This window comes from Actinomycetota bacterium (assembly GCA_019347575.1).
In the GTDB taxonomy this organism is placed as follows: domain Bacteria; phylum Actinomycetota; class Nitriliruptoria; order Nitriliruptorales; family Nitriliruptoraceae; genus JAHWKY01.
This window is the reverse complement of record JAHWKY010000024.1, coordinates 22,548-37,335: the sequence shown is the minus strand read 5'-3', so window position 1 is coordinate 37,335 and position 14,788 is coordinate 22,548. Positions and strand designations below refer to the sequence as shown.

General features: G+C 70.5%; 16 protein-coding genes. 5 read left to right on the top strand and 11 right to left on the bottom strand.

Going from position 1 to position 14,788, the window contains the following annotated elements:
* Positions 1-78: 78 nt before the first annotated feature.
* From KY469_15565 to KY469_15555, 3 genes are all read right to left on the bottom strand, one after another.
* The gene (locus KY469_15565) at positions 79-672 is read right to left on the bottom strand and encodes a LuxR C-terminal-related transcriptional regulator (protein MBW3664518.1); all 594 of its coding nucleotides are present in this window, start codon (positions 670-672) and stop codon (positions 79-81) included.
* A 184-nt stretch (positions 673-856) separates the two neighbouring features.
* Positions 857-1,687, bottom strand: coding sequence for a PHP domain-containing protein (locus tag KY469_15560; GenBank protein MBW3664517.1), 831 nt, complete (start codon positions 1,685-1,687; stop codon positions 857-859).
* Positions 1,688-1,795: 108 nt separating this feature from the next.
* Positions 1,796-2,932 carry an acyl-CoA dehydrogenase family protein gene (locus KY469_15555; GenBank protein MBW3664516.1) on the bottom strand — a complete coding sequence of 379 codons (1,137 nt, stop codon included), beginning with the start codon at positions 2,930-2,932 and terminating at the stop codon, positions 1,796-1,798.
* A gap of 46 nt (positions 2,933-2,978) precedes the next feature.
* Between KY469_15555 and KY469_15550 the strand changes: the two genes are divergently transcribed.
* Positions 2,979-3,380, top strand: coding sequence for an NUDIX domain-containing protein (locus KY469_15550; GenBank protein MBW3664515.1), 402 nt, complete (start codon positions 2,979-2,981; stop codon positions 3,378-3,380).
* Positions 3,381-3,461: 81 nt separating this feature from the next.
* On the opposite strand, the gene KY469_15545 is transcribed toward KY469_15550, so the two are convergent.
* Positions 3,462-4,058 carry a hypothetical protein gene (locus tag KY469_15545; protein MBW3664514.1) on the bottom strand — a complete coding sequence of 199 codons (597 nt, stop codon included), beginning with the start codon at positions 4,056-4,058 and terminating at the stop codon, positions 3,462-3,464.
* A gap of 16 nt (positions 4,059-4,074) precedes the next feature.
* On the opposite strand from KY469_15545, the gene KY469_15540 reads away from it, so the two are divergent.
* On the top strand, positions 4,075-4,653 hold the full coding sequence (locus KY469_15540) for a 13E12 repeat family protein (GenBank protein ID MBW3664513.1): 579 nt from the start codon (positions 4,075-4,077) through the stop codon (positions 4,651-4,653).
* 401 nt (positions 4,654-5,054) lie between these two features.
* Entirely contained in the window at positions 5,055-5,834 is a 780-nt protein-coding gene (locus KY469_15535; protein ID MBW3664512.1) for a hypothetical protein, read from the top strand.
* Between the two features lie 3 nt (positions 5,835-5,837).
* Here KY469_15535 and KY469_15530 read toward each other — a convergent pair whose 3' ends face one another.
* The gene (locus KY469_15530) at positions 5,838-6,584 is read right to left on the bottom strand and encodes a hypothetical protein (GenBank protein MBW3664511.1); all 747 of its coding nucleotides are present in this window, start codon (positions 6,582-6,584) and stop codon (positions 5,838-5,840) included.
* A 120-nt stretch (positions 6,585-6,704) separates the two neighbouring features.
* On the opposite strand from KY469_15530, the gene tadA reads away from it, so the two are divergent.
* Both tadA and KY469_15520 read left to right on the top strand, forming a co-directional pair.
* Positions 6,705-9,005: a Flp pilus assembly complex ATPase component TadA gene (tadA, locus tag KY469_15525; protein ID MBW3664510.1), complete on the top strand. Its 2,301-nt coding sequence runs from the start codon at positions 6,705-6,707 to the stop codon at positions 9,003-9,005.
* A 65-nt stretch (positions 9,006-9,070) separates the two neighbouring features.
* Positions 9,071-10,240 (top strand): Mrp/NBP35 family ATP-binding protein, encoded by a 1,170-nt coding sequence (locus KY469_15520; GenBank protein MBW3664509.1) that lies wholly within the window; start codon positions 9,071-9,073, stop codon positions 10,238-10,240.
* A gap of 16 nt (positions 10,241-10,256) precedes the next feature.
* Here the strand turns inward: KY469_15520 and KY469_15515 are convergent, their stop codons facing one another.
* The 6 genes from KY469_15515 to KY469_15490 all read right to left on the bottom strand — a co-directional run bounded on the left by KY469_15515 (position 10,257) and on the right by KY469_15490 (position 14,616).
* Entirely contained in the window at positions 10,257-10,874 is a 618-nt protein-coding gene (locus KY469_15515; protein ID MBW3664508.1) for a phosphatase PAP2 family protein, read from the bottom strand.
* Positions 10,874-11,185, bottom strand: coding sequence for a Sec-independent protein translocase protein TatB (tatB, locus tag KY469_15510; GenBank protein MBW3664507.1), 312 nt, complete (start codon positions 11,183-11,185; stop codon positions 10,874-10,876). The genes KY469_15515 and tatB overlap by 1 nt, the downstream gene beginning before the upstream one ends.
* Before the next feature lie 43 nt (positions 11,186-11,228).
* Positions 11,229-12,350: a trypsin-like peptidase domain-containing protein gene (locus KY469_15505; GenBank protein MBW3664506.1), complete on the bottom strand. Its 1,122-nt coding sequence runs from the start codon at positions 12,348-12,350 to the stop codon at positions 11,229-11,231.
* A gap of 247 nt (positions 12,351-12,597) precedes the next feature.
* On the bottom strand, positions 12,598-13,653 hold the full coding sequence (locus KY469_15500; GenBank protein ID MBW3664505.1) for a hypothetical protein: 1,056 nt from the start codon (positions 13,651-13,653) through the stop codon (positions 12,598-12,600).
* Complete coding sequence (locus tag KY469_15495; protein MBW3664504.1) at positions 13,650-14,087, bottom strand: zf-HC2 domain-containing protein; 438 nt, start codon at positions 14,085-14,087, stop codon at positions 13,650-13,652. Before KY469_15495 ends, KY469_15500 begins: the two co-directional genes overlap by 4 nt.
* The gene (locus KY469_15490; protein MBW3664503.1) at positions 14,080-14,616 is read right to left on the bottom strand and encodes a sigma-70 family RNA polymerase sigma factor; all 537 of its coding nucleotides are present in this window, start codon (positions 14,614-14,616) and stop codon (positions 14,080-14,082) included. Before KY469_15490 ends, KY469_15495 begins: the two co-directional genes overlap by 8 nt.
* Between the last annotated feature and the right edge of the window lie 172 nt (positions 14,617-14,788).

Here is a 14,788-nt window from a genome sequence, read left to right as displayed (position 1 = left end):
GAGGGTCACGAACGCGCGGGCGAGCAGCCCCCCATCCAGATCCAGCGAACTTCCTCGTGTCGGGGAAGCAGGAGATCCTCACCCGATGTTGGGCAGCATCCCGTGCTTGGCAGCCTCGGCGACGGCACCGGCGCGGTTGCGGACTCCGAGCTTGTCGTACAGCTCCTGCGCGTAGGCCTTGACGGTCCGCTCCGTCACACCGAGCTGGTCGCCGATCTCGCTGTTGGTCATCCCCTCGGCCATGAGCTCGAGGACCTGCTGCTGGCGAGGCGACAGGTGCGGGCCGGTCTCGATCTTGGGGATCTCGAGCACCTGGGTCTCGTCCTCGGGCACGGACGCGGCCGCGGGATCCTCGAAGACGCACTCGACGGGGCCGAACGAGACCTTGTCGCCGTGGTTGACGACGTGCGGGCCGGTGGTCTCCTCGCCGTTGACCTTCGTGCCCCCGCTGGAACCGAGGTCGGTCACGATGATCGAGCCGGCTTCCTTGGTGATCTTGGCGTGGACGCGGGAGACGCGCGGGTCGGGGACGATGTAGGGGTTGTCCTCGCGGCGGCCGAGCGTCGCTTCGTCCTGGTCGAGGCGGATCACCTGCCCTGCGAGTGGGCCGCTCGTGAAGTGCAGAGCGGGGACCGGGACGATCTTCTGGGCCTTCTGGACCGGCTGGCTCACGTGCCTCGCCTCCTGGGGGGTTGGACCCGACTCCGTCTGCCGGGCGCGCGGGACTGGTGGCATCCTGTCGGCAGCTGCCGCGCGATGCCGCCTGCGTACCCGTCCGCCAGCGTACCTACTTGTGGACCCTGTTCGAAGGGCCACCGTTACCGTCGGTACGAGCAGCCACAGCCCACTGCTGGCGTCAGGAACGACATGCTCGGAGCCGCTCGACGTCCTCGCGCGCCGTGGTCGCCGCTCCCAGTGGCAGGTCCTTGTTGGCTCCGTGGAAGTCCGATCCCGCGGTCACCACGAGTCGAAGGGCACGTGCCAGGTCGCGGTAGCGGGCCGCCACCTCCGGGGGGTGATCGGGGTGGTCGGCTTCGATCCCGGCCATGCCGGCACCGGCCATCGCTTCGATCGTGTCGGCGTCGAGGCCGCCCTCCTGGCCGCCGTAGAGTCCCGGATGGGCCACGACCGCGACGCCTCCCGCCCCGGTCACCAGCTTCACCGCTCGCACCGGATCAACGGCGTACTTGGGCACGTACGCGGGTCCGCCGTCGGCGAGCCAGCGGTCGAACACGTCGGTGGTGTCCTCGGCTGCGCCCAGCTCGACCACGGCGCGAGCGATGTGCGGGCGCCCCATCGGCGCGTTGCCCGCGAGCTCGGACACGCGCTCGTACGTGATGCCGATCCCGAGCGCGTTGAACCTGGCGACGATCTCCTCGGCCCGGCGCTCGCGCTCGTTGCGGACGCGGTCCATCTCCCGGGCGAGCGCCTCGTTCTCCGGGTCGAACCAGTAGCCGAGGACGTGGACCGAGCGTTCACCCAGTTCGGCGGAGAACTCCGTCCCCGGCACGATCTCGATGTCGCGGTCCCGGGCGAGCTCCTCGAACGGGGCGATGTGCGCCGCGGTGTCGTGATCGGTCACACCCAACCCCTCGAGGCCGAGCTCGACGGCCAGGTCCAGGTTGTGCTCGGGCGTCGTCGTCCCGTCGCTGTACGTCGTGTGACTGTGCAGGTCGTAGCCCGGCACGCTCGCTCCGCAGGGTCGGCGGGGCGGGAACGTTACCCACCGTCCCCCGACGAGGGCTCACATCGAGGCTGGCGCGCCGCGATCGCACCGCACCCGCAGTCGCGGCCCTCAGAAGGCCGATAGGCCGGTGAGGTGACGGCCGATGATGAGGTGCTGGATCTGTGACGTGCCCTCGTACAACGTCGTCACGCGTGCGTCGCGCAGCAGTCGCTGGACGGGGTACTCGTCGATGTAGCCGTAGCCGCCGTGCACCTGCACGGCTCGGTCGGCGCAGCGGACGGCGGCCTCCGTCGCGAACAGCTTCGCGGTCGAGACCTCGAGCGTGAAGCGCTCGCCCGCCGCCTTCTTCACGGCGACCTTCTCGACCAGCGCGCGCGCTGCCTGCAGATCGACGTGCATCGCGGCGAGCAGCTCCTGGACGAGCTGATGTCCAGCGATCGGCTTGCCGAACTGCTCGCGCTCCCCCGCGTACCGCAGGCTCACCTCGAGCGCCTCTCGCGCCAGCCCCACGCAGCCGGCGGCGAGCGAGAAGCGGCCGTTGTCGAGCGCGGAGAGCGCCACCTTCATCCCCCCGCCGACCTCGCCCAGGACCGCGTCGTCACCGACGCGTACGTCTTGGAGCACGATCTCGGCGGTGTCGCCGGCGCGCAGTCCGAGCTTGCCGTGGATCTGACTCCCCGAGTACCCGTCGCTGTCCTGGGGGACCAGGAAGCAGGTGATGCCGAGGTCGGTGTCGCTGTCGAAGGCTCGCGCGAACACCTTGGTGACGGCGCCCAGGGACCCGTTGGTGATGAAGATCTTCGATCCGTTCAACAGCCAACCTTCGCTCTCGCGCGCGGCGCGGGTGACCATCTGGCTGGGGTTGCTCCCTGCCGCCGGCTCGGTCAGGGCGAACGCCCCGAGCCGGCCCTCGCACAGCCCGGGCAGCCACCGCTGCTTCTGCTCGTCGGTGCCCCACCGCAGGATGCTCATGCCGACCAGGCCGAGGTTGACCGAGACCATCGAGCGGATCGACGAATCCGCCGCTCCGAGTTCCTCGATGATGACGGCGTAGCCGTGCGCATCGAGGCCCATCCCTCCGAACTCTTCGGGGAGTGCCGCCCCGAGGAAGCCGACCTCAGCCATCTTCTGGACGAGCTCCGCCGGGAAGGACTCGTCCCGATCACGGTCGCGCGCGGTGGGTCGGATCTCGCGGTCGCAGAAGTCCCGAGCGGTCGCGCGCAGCTGATCGAGTTCGACGCTCACGTGACACTCCCGGTGAGGCTCGCATCGACCGTAGCCTGTCGCCCAAATGAGCGACCTCGTCGAAGCTGCGGGCGCGATCGCGCTGGACCAGCACGCTCGGCTGCTGGTGGTGCGGCGCGGGAACCCGCCAGCACGGGGCCGTTGGTCACTCCCCGGTGGTCGGGTCCAGCCGGGCGAGGATCCGCCCACGTGCGTCGTGCGCGAGGTCCGAGAGGAGACCGGCCTCGTCGTGGAGGTGGTCCGGCTGGTCGGGACGCTGCGACGTCCGTTCGGAGAGGGTGAGTACCTGATCCACGATTACCTCGTCGACGTGCGCGGTGGCGAACTGCACGCTGGCGACGATGCGGAAGACGTTGCGTGGATGAGTCGGGCGGAGCTGGTGACCGCCGGCACGACCGAGGGGCTGCTCGACTTCCTCGTCGAGCACGGGATCCACGTCACGCCCTGACCTGACGGTTGACCGCCTAGGGGTGCATGCCGGTGCGTCCCGCCTCGGCATCGCGGGGCGTCGTGGCGGAGACCAGGCGCGTCACACCGCGCGGGTTCCCACAACTTCTTCGCCCGATCCGCTTGACAAGCAAATAGATGTTCGGTACATTAGTTCCCTCGCGGCTGGGAGACTGCGACCGGGATGGCAACCACCGACACGATGCGGGCCTACGGACCCGCCTCCGACACCGCCACACCGGCGCCCGACTTCCCCCGCGCCCACGACGCCATCGACGCGCTCGCCGCCACCGACCCGTCGCTGGTCCACCCCGACGAGCTGCCGGCCGGCCTGAAGCAGATCCAAGCCCTGTCCAACAAGCTCGCCACCGTCCGGGCACGCTGGATCGCCGCGACCGAGACCCGCAACTCCAGCGGGGCGGAGCGGCACAGCAAGTGGCTGTCGGGCCAGCTGGGGGTCGACGGTGACGTCGCCGCCAAGGACGCCGCCGTCGCCAAGACGGTCGAGGCTCACGAGCCGGTCGCCGAGGCGGCCGAGGCGGGCGAGATCTCCCCCGACCACGTCCGCGTCATCGGCCGCGCCGCGGGCACCGTCGAAGACGAGCAGGAAGCCGCGCTGGTCGACGAGCTGGTCGCCTACGCGCGCGAGCACACCCCCGAGCAGACCGCCCACGCTCATCGTCCCAACCTTCGCAGTGGCGACGGGCTTCTCAGACTTCCACCGGAAGTCGCAAAGCCCGTCCGCGACCACCAACGCCAGCACGTGCCAAGGGCTGCTCACCCCCGAGCTGGCCAACAAGCTGCTGGCCGGGGCCGAACCCTTCCTCGCCCCCGACGGCCCCGACGTACCCGAGGAGCTGCGGCGCAGCTTCCCCCAGCGCATGCACGACGCGCTGGGCCAGCTCCTCGACGCCGCCCTCGGCGGCGCGGGGCTGCCCCAGTCCCGAGGCCTGGACACCCTGGCGATGCTCATCGTCGACCTCGACTGGATCACCCAAGGCCACGACATCGACGACCTGACCATGCGCGAGCACGCCGGCGCGGTCACCTTCCAAGGCGAACCCCTCCCCGCCGAGACCGCCCGCCGCATCCTGTGCGACGCCCGCATCTGCCGCGTGATCACCAAAGGCCGCAGCCAGGTCCTCGACATCGGCCGAGCCACCAAGGTCTGGCCCGACCCCATCCGCCGCGCCGTCTACGCCCGCGACGGCGGCCGCTGCCGCCGCTGCGGCCGCCCACGGCCCCACCTTCGCGATAGCGACGCGTCTTCCTGACTTCCACCGGAACCGGTGGTTTCAGACCGAAACCACCGGATCCGGTGGAAGTCGCAAAGCCCGTCCGCGACCAGCAGCGTCAGCACACGCCAACGGCAACGCCGACGGATCCACCACCTTCCGAAGGCCCGACGGAACCCACTTCGAACGACCACCCCCCTGACCCGACCACCTCAGCGCCGGTGAGGGATCGAGAGTCCGCACCCCCGACCACAACGACTTCACCACGAGCGATACGGACCTTTCCTTGACAGAGGGGGACGGCCCGCTGCGCTCGCGATCCTTGACATTCACACTTCGTGAGCCGGCGGAACAGCCGCACCCCCGACCCACCGGAACCGGGCCGGGGGTGCACGGTTCCCTATACTCCCGGCTCCGTCACCACATCTCCGGAGCTGCCGATGGCGCGCGTCAAGCTGCTCTCCGCGATGGCCTTCGACGAGGCGAGCTTCGCCGAGTCGGGCATCGCGGATCCGGCGCTTCGCGTGTACGGCGAACTCCCGGCGACCGCCCGGCCCTTCCGGGTCCAGCGCGTCTACCAGGGGGCGCAGGGCACGTACGAGGAGGCGCTGCTGCTCCTGGATCCCGATGACGTGGTGATCTGGGAGCGCCCCTACCGCTTCATCGAGCTCCGGGGGGAGATGTTCGAGGACCGGTTCGACGGTCTGATCCGCGAGGACATCAAGCTCGGTTCGGCTGACGAACACACCCTCGTGTTCCTGATCGACGGCGCCGAGGCGGGGCGCATCCCCGTCTTCGTGGACGCGCCCGAGTCGGCGTCCGCTCTCGGGGTCCTCGACGAGGCGATGCAGGATGCGCTGAAGAGGGGCGCCATCATCTGGCTCCGGATCCCCCAGCCGGACGGGCGCGTCGTCGGCAAGCCTGCGTGGTACGTCCTCGACGGCGGCCGCATCTACGTGCTGAGCGGCCCCAGCGAGCAGATCCTCGACGACATCGAGCACGCCGACCAGGTCGAGGTCCACGTGAAGTCGAAGGATCTCCAGGCCACCGTCGCCGTCGCCGACGCCGACGTCGAGGTGATCGACAACCACAGCGACGAGTTCGACCGCATCGCGACGCTGGGGATGGGTACCCGCCTGAACCTCCCCGACGGCGACGGTGCCCTCGAGCGCTGGCGCAACAGCTGCGTGCTGGTCGCTCTGTCCCCGCTAGCCCGCTGAGGGCTACGTGCGACGTCGGCCTCGCCGACCGCGCAGCCGGATCACGACGACGACCACGGCGGCAACGACCGCCGCGAGCGTGGCGACACCGATCGCGCGCCACCGTTGGCGAGCGCTCCCCACCGAGGTCTCGGCGTTGATCGCGCGCAGTTCGCCGATCGGGGCGTGCCAGACCACGCTGGTGTCCTCGACCTCGTCCCCGTCGTGACGTTCGGGTTCGTGGGGTAGATCGAGGCGCACGTCGTAGCGGACGAACTCCTCGCCTCGTTCCTCGAGGAGCCGGCGCAGGTCGTCAGCGTCGAACGAGACGCCCGTGCCGGTCGCACCCGGAACCTCCGGAGGCAGCACGCCGACCTGTCCCGTGAAGCGCAACCGGTCGCCCTCGAGCACGAGCGCGAGATCGCGGAAGATGCGGCCGTCGACCTCGTCGAGCGCGTCGTGGAGGCCATCGGTGCGTGTGGCCAGACCCTCGGGATCCTCGAACGTGGTGCTGAACGCCACGGCGAGTCCGTCGGTCGCTTCGTCCACCGTCACCGACCACTCCGGCACTGCTGCACGCACCTGGTCCAGATCGGTCAGCACGTCGACATCGGCGTCCTCCAGCAGCCGGCTGAGTTCCTCGTCGAGTGCGACGGCGAGTTCGAACGCGCCCGAGCCATCCGCCTCGACGGCCACGTCCACGGCCACGCGCAGCTGACAGGCGCTCAAGCCCACTACGAGCAGGCCGACGAACAGGAGAGGGTGGCGCAACGTGATCTCCGGCCGGGGAGGCGCGTGAGCGTAACGGACCCGCCAGGGCCCCTGAGGAGGTCCCGGAGTAGGAGGACTGGCCTCCCATTAGACTCGGTGCAACGGAGGAGCGTGTACAGCGTGGCGCGTACCGACGACCAGGCCCGCCGCCGCATCGGCGAGATCCTCGTGGAGGCCGGGGTCATCTCCAAGTCCCAGCTCATCGAGGCGCTCGAGGCCCAGCGAGGGGACGGCCGACGGGCCAGGCTGGGCACGGTCATCGTCTCGCTGGCGCTGGCGACCGAGGATGACATCGCTCACGCGCTGGCGACCCAGCTCGGCTACGACACGGTCGACCTGACGGCGCAGGGACCGGAGCCCGCCGCCCTCCAGCGGGTCCCGCGCAAGCTCGCGGAACGCCATCAGGTTCTGCCTCTGCGCATCGAGGATCTCGACGTCCTCGTGGTGGCGATGAGCGATCCCACCAACGTGGTCGCGCTCGATGACATCCGCTTGACCTCCGCGATGCGTGCGGTCCGCCCGGTCGTCGCGCCCGAGAGCGAGTTGATCGACGCCATCCGCCGCGCGTTCGGGACCGACCAGGCGGCGCTGGACATCGTCGACTCGCTCGGCGGACACGAGGACGTCGCGGCCATCGAGGAGACCAACCTCGAGGACCTGTCCGCCGTCTCCGCCACGGCAGGAGCCCAGCCGATCGTGCGCCTGGCCAACGCCATCCTCGCCGACGCGGTTCGCACCCGCGCCAGCGACGTCCACATCGAACCCGAACGTGACGGCGTCCGGGTCCGCTACCGGATCGACGGGCTGCTGCGCGAGAAGATGGACATCCCACGCGGCCTCGGGCCCGCGCTGCTGTCGCGCATCAAGATCACCGCCAACCTCGACATCGCCGAGCGTCGGTTGCCCCAGGACGGGCGCTCGGCCATCCGGGTCGAGGACACCGAGGTCGACCTGCGTGTCTCGACGATGCCGACGCTGCACGGCGAGACCATCGTGTTGCGGCTGCTGCGCAAGGGCGAGGAGCGCCTCTCCATCGATGACCTCGGCCTGGCATCGGACTCGCGCGAACTGTTCGAGTCGGCGCTCGCCCGTCCCCAGGGGTTGGTCCTGCTCACCGGACCGACGGGCTCCGGCAAGACCACGACGCTCTACGCCGGGCTGACCGAGCTGACCGATCCCGTCCGCAACGTCATCACCCTCGAGGACCCGATCGAGTACCAGCTCCAGGGCGTCAACCAGACGCAGGTGAACCCCAAGATCGGCCTGACGTTCGCGCGCGGGTTGCGGACCGTGCTACGCCAGGATCCCGACGTGGTGATGGTCGGCGAGATCCGCGACCAGGAGACGGCCGAGCTGGCCATGGAGGCGTCGTTCACCGGCCACCTCGTCCTGTCCACGCTCCACACGAACAACGCTCCCTCGACCATCGTGCGCCTGCACGACCTCGGCGTGGAGCGGTTCATGATCGCGTCCTCGGTCATCCTGGTCATCGCCCAGCGCCTCGTGCGGGTGGTGTGCGATCACTGCAAGGAGCCGTACGAGCCCGACGAGCGCACGCTGCGCCACCTGGGACTCGACCGTGCCGAGCTCAGCGGACGCACGCTCATGCGCGGCGCCGGCTGTCAGCTGTGCGACGGATCGGGGTACCGCGGCCGTCTCGGGGTGTACGAGATGCTGCCCGTCGACACCCGCCTCCGCGACCTGATCGTCGAGGACGGGACCGAGACCGCCGTCGGCCAGTACGCCCGTGACCGGGGACAGCGGACGCTGCGTCAGGACGCGCTGCTGAAGGCCTACAACGGGCTGACCACCCTCGAGGAGGTCCTGCGGATCACGCCCGAGGATCAGCAGGTCGGCGACGGCAGCGGCGACCAGCCGGCACCGGGCCAGCTCCCGGGCGAGCTGACCGTGACCGTGGCACGTGACTTCGGGCCGAAGGTCGAGCCCGGTAGCACACCGGGTTCCGAGACCAGCGACACGGCCGCGTCGGCACGGACGGGCGAGTCCTCACCAGCACCCCGCAAGCGACCCCCGGCTGGGACGAAGTGGACGGTCCTCGTCGTGGACGACGACCCCTCCCTCCGCGAGCTGGTCACGACGCTGCTGATGGACGACCACGTCGTGCTCCAGGCCGAGGACGGCGAGTCGGCCGTGACGCTCGCCAGGTCCGAGAACCCCGACGCCATAATCCTCGACTACCGGCTCCCGGACATCGACGGCATCGAGGTGACCCGGTTGCTCCGCGCGGACGAGGTCACCTCCGGTATCGCGGTGCTGATGCTGACCGGCGTCGTCGATCCCGAGGTCGAGGTCGAGGGACTGCTCGCCGGCGTCGATGACTACCTCACGAAGCCGTTCGATGAGGAGGTCCTGCGGGCGCGTCTACAGGCGGCTATGCACCGCGCCTCACGGCTCCGCTGACGCGTTTCGCGACGGTTGGGACGGCCCCTGTACCCTCGGCACGTCGGGTACTGAACCGACCGTCCATGCGTCCCCCGTTGTCTCCGGAGCCCACCGTGCCCACCAAGGATCAGGTCCTCGAAGCTCTGGCGACCGTCGACGATCCCGAGATCGGCAAGCCCATCACGGACCTCGGCATGGTCGACGACATCGTCATCTCCGATGGCATCGTCGCGGTCGCGGTCAAGCTCACCGTTCCGGGCTGCCCCCTCAAGGATCGCATCCAGAGCGACGTGACCGCGGCCGTCTCGACGATCGAGGGCGTCGAGGGGGTGCGCATCAGCTTCGGCTCGATGACCGAGCAGGAGCGTCAGGACCTGTCGCAGTCACTGCGTCGAGATGCCGGCGCCCCGGCTGCCCCCGACAACCCCTTCGCTCGTGCTGACAGCGACACCCGCATCATCGCCGTCGCGTCCGGCAAGGGCGGCGTGGGCAAGTCGTCGGTGACGGTGAACCTCGCCGTCGCCCTGGCGCAGCAGGGCTTCGCGGTCGGGGTCCTCGACGCCGACATCTGGGGCTACTCGATCCCTCGCATGATGGGTGCCGCCGGTTCGCCGCGCGTGTTCGACGGCATGGACGAGCAGGGCAACCCCGTCAAGCGGGTCCTCCCCCACGACGCGCATGGCTGCAAGGTCATCTCGATCGGGTTCTTCACCGACCCGGATCGGTCGATCCTGTGGCGCGGCCCGATGCTGCACCGCGCCCTGCAGCAGTTCCTCGGCGACGTCTACTGGGGCGACCTCGACTTCCTCGTGTGCGACCTGCCACCCGGGACCGGCGACATCGCGATCTCGCTGGCACAGATGCTGCCGGACGCCGACATGGTGGTCGTGACCACCCCGCAGGAGGCGGCCCAGAAGGTGGCGCTGCGAGCGGGGCGCGCCACCGAGCAGACGGGGATGAGCGTGACGGGGGTCATCGAGAACATGGCGGGGTTCACCTGCCCCGACTGCGGCAGCACCCACGAGTTGTTCGGGTCCGGCGGTGGGGCCGCGTTGGCCGAGGAGCTCGGCACCGATCTGCTCGGACGGATCCCCATCGATCCACGCCTGCGCGAGGCGAGCGACAGCGGGATCCCGCTCGTGGCGTCCGATCCCGACGTCCCGGCGGCGCAAGCACTACGACGCGTCGCCGAGCAGTTGGCGGCCAAGGCGCGATCCGTGGTGGGCAAGAAGCTGCCTCTGGCGGTGTCCTGAACGCCGGCCTGCCGGTTCAGGCGCTGCGGGCGCCGGGCCACCGCAGGTAGCGGCGACGCACCGGTCCGGTCCAGCCCCACACGATCCCGCTGAGGACACCCAGTCCCAGCCCCGCGAGCACGTCGCCGACGTAGTGCACGCCGACGTACACGCGGCTGTACGCGACGGTCGTGCTCACCGCTGCTCCCACGGCCCGGCCAGCGGGTGTCAGGTGCGACGCCAGCGCGGTCGCGACGGCGGCGGCCACGGCGGGGTGACCGCTGGGCCACGACAGGCCAGCGGGCTCGGCGACCAGCCGGTGGATCCCGTCGGCCGTGTAGGGGCGTGGGCGTCGCGCGAGCGGCTTGAGCGCCTGCGCGAGCGTCCAACCCGTCATGCCCGCCCCGAACACCTCGAGCGCGGCTTCGCGCCGTCCCGAAGCGGCGAGGACGGCGGCGGACCCGGTGACGGCGAAGACGGACCCGATGTCGGTGATGGCGCCGGCCGCGAGGTCGGCGCGGTGACCACGAGGGGCGGCGAGCCGGCGGCTCACCTCACGGTCCAGGTCGTGGGCGCGCTTGCTCCACAGCGCCGATGCCGAGGCCGCGATCGTGGTGAGCGCGAGTGCGACACCGGACCGTGGTATCCGCGCCACTACGTCGCCTCGGGGTCGGTCGGGGGCGGGGCGTCGGCGGGGCGCGGCTTCGCCGTTGGGTCGGCCGTGACCGCGCGCCCGACGGACGAGCGCACCTCGCGCAGGTCTCGTTTCAGTGACTTGAGCTCACGGTCGAGGTCCTCGAGGTCGGCCGCCTTCTTCAGCTCCTCGACGCTGCGCGCGGTCTCCTTGCGGAACCGCGCGACCGCCTTCCCGGCGTTGCGCGCTAGCTCGGGCAGCTTGTCCGGACCGAAGACGAGCAAGGCGATGAAGGCGATGATCAACAGCTCCTGGAAACCCAGGTTGCCCACGCCCGCACCTGCGATCGACGGACCGCGAGGGTAGCGGCGTGGGTCAGCGCGGCCGCTCCCCGAGCTCGACCTCCACCCGCTCCCGACGACCGTCGCGGACGATCGTCAGCTCCAGCACGTCCCCCACGCGGTGTTGGCGGATCACCACCACGAGCTGGGTCATCGACCGTAGTGGTTCGCCGTCCACGGCGATGATGATGTCATCCGGTTGCAGTCCCGCCTCCGCCGCCCCGCTCCCGGGCTCGACCGCGTCCACCACCGCCCCGCCGTCCACCTCGAGGCCGAGTTCCTCCGCCACCGAGGGGGTCAGGTCGACGCCGGTGACGCCGAGGAGCGCGTGCTCCACGAACCCGTGCTCGATCAGCTCATCGGCGACGGCGATCGCCTCGGCTGCCGCGATGGCGAACCCGACCCCTTCGTTGCCGCCGGTCGCCGAGAAGATGGCGGTGTTGATCCCGATGAGACGTCCGGACGCGTCGACCAGCGCCCCGCCGGAGTTCCCCGGGTTGATCGCCGCGTCGGTCTGCAGCACGTTGGGGATGACGAGCGGTCGTCCGCTCGCCGGATCGGGAACGTCGATGGTGCGGTTGGTCGCGCTGACGACACCCGCCGTGACCGTGGTGTCCAGACCGAACGGGCTGCCGATCGCCACGGCCACCTCCCCGACCTCGACGGGTAGCTCCTGGCGCACGGTGATCGCGGGCAGGCCGGTCCGGTCGACCTTGAGGACGGCGAGGTCGTTGACCGGGTCGGTGCCGACGACCCGGGCATCGAGGCGTTCGCCGGACGACAGCCGGACCCGCAGCCGGTCACCCCCGATGACGACGTGGTTGTTCGTGATGATGAAGCCGTCCGAGCGGTAGATGACCCCCGAGCCGTTGCCGACCTCGGCCTCGAGGGTGCTCGCTGGGTCAGCGGGGTCGCGACGACGCTCGACGATGTCGACGCGAACGACGCTCGGGGCGACCGCACGAGCGACCGCCTGCACGACGTTCAGTCCTCCCTCGCCCACCGCCTCGACGACCGGGGACGTGACCGTCGGTCCGCCCTGGTACGCCGGCGTCGTACGCACGACGGCCAGGGTGCCGGCGGTGCCGAGCACCGCTCCGACGAGCGCACCGACGAGCGCCGGCGAGACTGCACGCCGGACCGGTCCGCGGTCCACGGTGGGTGTCTCGTGCGTCCCGATCGTGTCCGGGGGACGCACGGACCCCACGGGCGAGCCAGGGCCACCGAGGTGAGCACCCCACGTCGATGGTGGCGGCTGCGGCCACGAGGGCGTCGGCGGCAGGACCTGTCCTGGCTGCGAACCGCCGGACGTCTCCACGTCGACGGACGGTGCGGAGGTCACGGTGGCCCCATCGGGGCGTTCGTCCGGTTCCATCACCACCTCGGATGGCCGCTGCTCGGGGTCACGCGAACGGCCACAGCATGTCGGCGACTCGCCGCAGCCCGCGCACCATACGCCGCGGCAGCGACGGAGGTGACTCGTGAGGGAACACCTCGACGGCGGCGGCGACGTGCTCAGTGGGAGCATCGGTCACCGCCGTGAACGTCCGCTCGTCACCCGACCAGACCAACCGCGTCGGCTCGGCGCCGGGCCACGTGTAGTGGTGCATACCCTCGCTGGCATCCGCGACGGCGCCATCGAGCGCATCAGCCTGGAGCGTGCCGTGTTGCTGGTAGATGCTGATCGTGTACAGGCCGTCGCCGTAGACGAGGTGGAGTGAACTGCCCTCCGACTCGGGCAGCGCGTAGGCGGCCTGGAGGCGGTAGTCGCCCGGCAGCACGTGAGGTGCGACCCAACCCACATCGCCGAGGATGTCGATGCCCTCACCACTGATGCGCTGTGAGACGCCCCGGACCTGCTCCTCCTCGCCCGGCATCGTCTCGAAGCGGCGGATGCGGGTACGCAGGTCGGTGAAGGCGACCAGGCGCTGTGGTGTCCCGTCGGCGTGCAGGGTCTCACGCCGGACGACCAGCCCGGTGTTCTCGTCGACGTACAGCCGCTCCCGCACGAGATCGCCTCGCCGCTCACGCAGCTGCAGCACGGTCGCTGGGCCGGTGTCCAGGCCGGTGAGCTCACCCACCTCGACGGCGTACTTGTCGACCACCCGTTCGGGATCGAAGCCGGTCTCGTCGGAGCGGCTCAGGCGCAGGAGCGAACCAGCTCGGAGGAGCACCGCCTCGGTGTCGAGCCGTGCCACCATCCAGGTCTCGCCGCTGCCGACCCGCAGCTCGCCGCCCGGGTCCTGAGCGACGTCGAGTTCAGCGATGCTGGGACCGTGCTCGTCGAACGAGACGATGACGACGCGACCCTCGAACGAGACCGTGTGGGTTGCCTCGAGCGCTCGGTCGAGGATCTGCATCCAGCCCGCCGTCTCCGGGTCGGCCTGGACGGCGGTTGCCGGTAGCGCGCCGACCCAGAGGGAGGCGAAGACGACCAGCCCGAGCCCTGCCGGCTTCACGGGGCGGTGGTGCCCAGGTTCACCGTCGTCACCATGGGGCCGTTGCCGACCCGGACCGAGTGATCGACCACGAAGAGGTCGATAGGTGGCACGACCTGCCGTCCCTCGCTCTGCCCGCCGGCGACGTACGCCGCCCCGCCGACCAGCCCGGCCATCGCGAGCGCGAGGAGGCCGATGCGGATGCGGCCCTGCGCGCGCGGCATGGCCATCGCGGCTGCGGCTTCCACGTCGCTGAGGAGCACGGGCGGTGCCGGCACGGGTGGCAAGCCGCGGAGTGCCGCACGTGCCGCACGCAGGCCCTCCAGTTCGTCAAGGCAGGTGCCGCAGGCGGACAGGTGGCGGGTCACGTCGAGCGCCTCGTCCTCGGGCAACTCGTCGTCGAGGAACGCCGAGAGCCGTTCGTCCTCGTGCTCGCCAGGGCGGGGATCACGCATCCCGACGAGCTCCGTCCTCGCTGAGGGCTTCGCGCAGCATCCGGCGACCACGGTGGATGCGGGAGCGCACGGTCCCGAGCGGCCAGCCGGTGGCGTCGGCGATCTCCTCGTAGTGCAGCCCCTGGATGTCGCACAGCACGACCGCGGTGCGGAAGTCGGGTGGGAGGGTGGCGAGAGCGTGTTCGATGTCGACACGCAGCACTCCGCGCTGCACCTCGTCCTCGGGTCCCGGCCCCTCGTCCTCGGGCTGGCGCCACTCCTCGTCGGGCAGCGACTCGAAGCGGAGGCGGCGCCGGCGGCGGACCTTGTCGAGGAACAGGTTCTTGGTGATCCGGTAGAGCCAGCCGTCGAAGGTGCCGGGCTGGTACTTGTCGAGGTTGCGGTACACGCGGACGAAGACGTCCTGTGCCAGATCCTTGGCCTCGTCGGGATCGCCCGTCAACCGGTACGCGATGTTGTAGACCTTGGGGCCGTACTTGGTCGCGATCTCGTCCCAGGTCGGGACCGGATCGGGATCCCACGACGGCAACGAGCCGCGCGCGCGTTCGCCGGAAGGTCCGCCGTCGCCCAGCGTCCACAGCACGCCCTCGGCGGGGCCGTGGGACGGTGGCTGGTGCACGGGCTCTGCTCCTCGGTCGGTCGCGGGGTGCGTTGCGGCACGCTCACCACCCAGCGTAACGATGGGATGCGTTCCGGGCCCC

Bases quoted from the DNA above. Each gene is read 5' to 3' on its own strand.
- KY469_15550 (MBW3664515.1), top strand. From the start codon at position 2,979: ATGAGCGACCTCGTCGAAGCTGCGGGCGCGATCGCGCTGGACCAGCAC.
- KY469_15545 (MBW3664514.1), bottom strand. From the start codon at position 4,058: ATGAGCGTGGGCGGTCTGCTCGGGGGTGTGCTCGCGCGCGTAGGCGAC.
- KY469_15535 (MBW3664512.1), top strand. From the start codon at position 5,055: ATGGCGCGCGTCAAGCTGCTCTCCGCGATGGCCTTCGACGAGGCGAGC.
- KY469_15520 (MBW3664509.1), top strand. From the start codon at position 9,071: ATGCGTCCCCCGTTGTCTCCGGAGCCCACCGTGCCCACCAAGGATCAG.
- KY469_15495 (MBW3664504.1), bottom strand. From the start codon at position 14,087: ATGCGTGATCCCCGCCCTGGCGAGCACGAGGACGAACGGCTCTCGGCG.